The organism is Nocardia sp. NPDC058497, from assembly GCF_042720195.1.
In the GTDB taxonomy this organism is placed as follows: domain Bacteria; phylum Actinomycetota; class Actinomycetes; order Mycobacteriales; family Mycobacteriaceae; genus Nocardia.
In genome coordinates this window covers 277-3787 of sequence record NZ_JBHXMY010000477.1, presented here as the reverse complement: position 1 = coordinate 3787, position 3511 = coordinate 277, and the positions used below count along the sequence as shown (strand labels likewise).

General features: G+C 67.7%; 3 protein-coding genes. All 3 read right to left on the bottom strand.

The annotated features are described in order from the left end of the window. Positions 1–153: 153 nt before the first annotated feature. The gene (gene fadD11, locus ACFWPJ_RS25280; RefSeq protein WP_378854870.1) at positions 154–1953 is read right to left on the bottom strand and encodes a fatty acid--CoA ligase FadD11; all 1800 of its coding nucleotides are present in this window, start codon (positions 1951–1953) and stop codon (positions 154–156) included. Positions 1954–1972: 19 nt separating this feature from the next. Then, entirely contained in the window at positions 1973–2905 is a 933-nt protein-coding gene (locus ACFWPJ_RS25275) for an alpha/beta hydrolase (RefSeq protein ID WP_378854869.1), read from the bottom strand. Next, the coding region (locus ACFWPJ_RS25270) for an SDR family NAD(P)-dependent oxidoreductase (protein WP_378854868.1) at positions 2902–3511 on the bottom strand (610 nt) is incomplete at its 5' end. The genes ACFWPJ_RS25270 and ACFWPJ_RS25275, both read right to left, overlap by 4 nt.

Here is a 3511-nt window from a genome sequence, read left to right as displayed (position 1 = left end):
CGGCTCACCCGCTCTATTAGGGTTTGGGGGGCTCGGAGTTTTTTATACGACACAGGGGCCGATGTCATCCCGGTGTGGGATCGGCCGGTGCGGGTTGAGGGGGCAATCATCCTATGGCCCGCCACAAGGACTGCTACGTCACTGCCCTACCGATCAGGCAGGCTCGATGACCTCGGCAACCGGGTCCTCCGCGTAGAGTTCGGCGATCTCGGCCGCGTACTTCTCGGCGATCACCTTCCGCTTGAGTTTCATGGTCAGTGTCACCTCGTCACCGCCTGCCTCCCAGAAGACCGGGAGAATCCGGAATCGCTTGACCTGCTCGACCCGCGAGAGTTTCTCGTTACCCGCGGCCACACCCGCGGCGATCTGCTTGATCACCTCGGGGTTCGCGGCCAGCGCCGCGGCAGAGGCGTCGGGCAGATTGTGCTGAGCCGCATAGGGTTCGGCGCTCTCGGCGTCGAGGACGATCAGCGCGGTGTTGAACGGCTGTCCGTCGCCGAGGGTGGCCATCGCACCGATCAGCGGCGTCGACGATTTGATGGCGTGCTCGATCGTGGTCGGGGACATGTTCTTGCCCGACGCGTTGATGATCAGTTCCTTCTTCCGGTCGACCACCCGGTAGTACCCGTCCTCGTCGACGGTCACCACGTCGCCGGTGCTCAACCAGCCATCGCCGTCGATGGCCTCGGCGGTCTTCGCCGGCTCGCCGCGGTAACCCTTCATCACCAGTGGGCCGCGGACGAAGAGCTCACCGTCGTCGGCGATGCGGGACTCCATACCCGCCAGCAGCCGCCCGACCGTCCCGAGGCGGGTGTCGCTCGGGTGACTCACCGTGCAGATGCACGACAGTTCCGACATCCCCCAGATCTCGGAAATCGGCACCCCGAGCCCGGCGAAGAAGCCGAGTGTCTGCGGCGGAATCGGCGCGGCACCGGACAGGGCGAAGCGGACGCGGTCGAAGCCGAGCTTGGCCCGCAGCTTCGACAGCACCAACTCGTCGGCCTTGGCCCATTCGGCAGCGACCTCGTCGGGCACCGGCTGCCCGGCCAGCTGGTACTCGCTGCGCTTGGCAGCCACCGACAGTGCCCACTGCATGCCCTGCTTGCGGGTCTGGTCCGGTTCGTTGGCGACCACGAATTCGATGGCGGCCTTGAGCTTCTCCCACACCCGCGGCACCGCACCCCAGATGGTCGGACGCAGGTCGGCCAGCGCGCCGGCGATCTGCTTCGGGTCCGACACCGAGGTGACCTGGATGCCGAAGACCTCCTGGAGGTAGAGCGCGGTCAGCCGGTCGGCGATGTGCGCGCTCGGCATGAACGAGGTGATCGAATCGCCGAACTCGAAGCCCAGCACATCGCCGAGTCCGTAGGCCTGGAACATCAGGTTCGCGTGCGTCGTCTCGACGCCCTTCGGGTTTCCGGTGGTACCCGAGGTGTAGATCAGGGTCGCCACATCGTCGGCCGTGACCGCTCGCCACGAGGCATCGAAATCGAAGTCGGGGCTGCCCGCGGCGATCATGTCCGCCACCGGAACCGTTCCTTCGACGGCGTCGTCGATGCAGACGATGTGGTCGAGCGAGACTCCGCTGTCGCGCAGCCGCTGCACGTACTGCGGCTCACAGATGACCACCCGGGCACCGGCATTGCCCAGCACATGCGCGAGCTGGTCGGCGGCGAGAGTGTTGTAGACGGAGAACGACGTCGCGCCCACGTGTTGGGCGCCCACTTCGAGTGGATAGAACTCGACGCGATTGCTCATCATCAGCGCGACAGTGTCGCCGCGGCGGACCCCGAGTGCGGCCAGACCGGCCGCGGTGGCACGAACACCGGCCGCGTAGTCGCGCCAGGTCATGGTCTTGGCGTCGCCGGGAGTGCGCAGGGCGACGGCGTCGGGATCGATGGTCGCGTTGTGCTGGAATGCGGCACAGAGGGTTTCGAAACGTGGTGTCGACATGTGTGGAGTCTTCCGTGGTTCAGACCGCAGAGGCGGTTTCGGAGTCGAGGATCGAAGTGATGAATCGGCCCGCCGCGCCGAAGGCGAAGCGAGCCTCGGGTGCCAGCGCGGGCATGACTTGGAAAACATGCATCTGATCGGGCCAGACCTGGAGTTCACAGGCGACGTTCGCGGCACGGAAACGGTCGGCCAGTTCGACCGCGTCGGCGGCGAAGTACTCCGTGCTGCCGGTCTGGATCAGGGTCGGCGGCAGTCGCATTCCCCGCTCGGGGCACAGTTCGAGACGTTCACTGGTGAACTGGGCGACCGCTTTGACCGACAATGGGTACGAGATCATGCCGTCGCGGCTCGCACCCCCGTTTTGCGCGATCTCCAGGCTGAGATCGGCCATCGGGGAGAACAGCACCAACCCGGCCGGGCCGGGCAGCCCCTGGCCCGCGTTGGTGATGGCGAAGTCGGCGCCGAGGAAACCGCCCGCCGAATCGCCGGCGAGCACGATCCGGTCCGGATCGAATCCGCGCCGGAGCAACCACCGGTAGGCCTGCGCCACATCCTGCTGGGCGCAGGGGCTCGGGTACTCGGGGGCCAAGCGGTAGTCCACGACGAACACCGGCGTCCGGGACGCCGTCGAGAGCCGCGACGCCACACCGCGATACGCCGCTGCCGACCCGGCGACGAAGCCGCCGCCGTGTACGTACAGCACGACCGCGTCGGTGCGGGTCACCTTCGGCCCGGTGACCAGCTCGCCGCGTACTGCTCCGTCGTCGATGCGATCCACCACGGTTCCGATCAGACTCGGCCCGACGACGCACATCGCCGCGTAAATCGCCAGCCGGGCGAACGGCACCGTCGTGGTGTTGACGGGGATCGCGGCCGCCAGTGGACGTACAGTTCGTTCCGCGACCAGCCTGGCCGCGCGGGTACGCATCGATCCGCGTTCGGGCGCGGTCACCGGCCGACGGCCCGATCCTCGACGCGCGCGAGCAGATCCTTGACTTTCCCACTGCCCGCGAGCTGGGCGTCGAGCACCACGTTCACCGCGCCGCGCAGCAGCGCGTACGGCTCCCATCCGCTGGGCGCGATGGTCCGGGCCGCGCGCCGCTCGATGCCGTCGGCGATGACGGTCGCGGCGTGGGCCGCGCTGATCCGGACATTCAGTGGCCAGGGCAGCATCTCGCCGAGTTCGCGGCCGATGTCGTCCTCGTCGAGCGTCGCGTGGGTCAGCCCGGTGTCGACGACTCCGAAGTACGCGACCCCGGCGCTCGCGCCTACCGCAGCCAGTTCCACCCGCAGCGCACGGCCGAACTGCTCGACCGCGGCCTTGCTCATCATGTACGGCGATCCGGCCATGCCCGGCGCGAACGACGCACACGACGACACGACCACCACATGCCCGTGCGCTGCGACGATGTGATCGAGCGCCGGATGCACGGTGTTGAAACAGCCGTCGAGGTTGACGGCCATCACGCGATCGAAATCGCGCGGGTCCATCGAGCGCACGGTCGCCGGTGCCGGGGTGACCCCGGCATTGGCGACGGCGACCGCGAGTTGAGCGCAA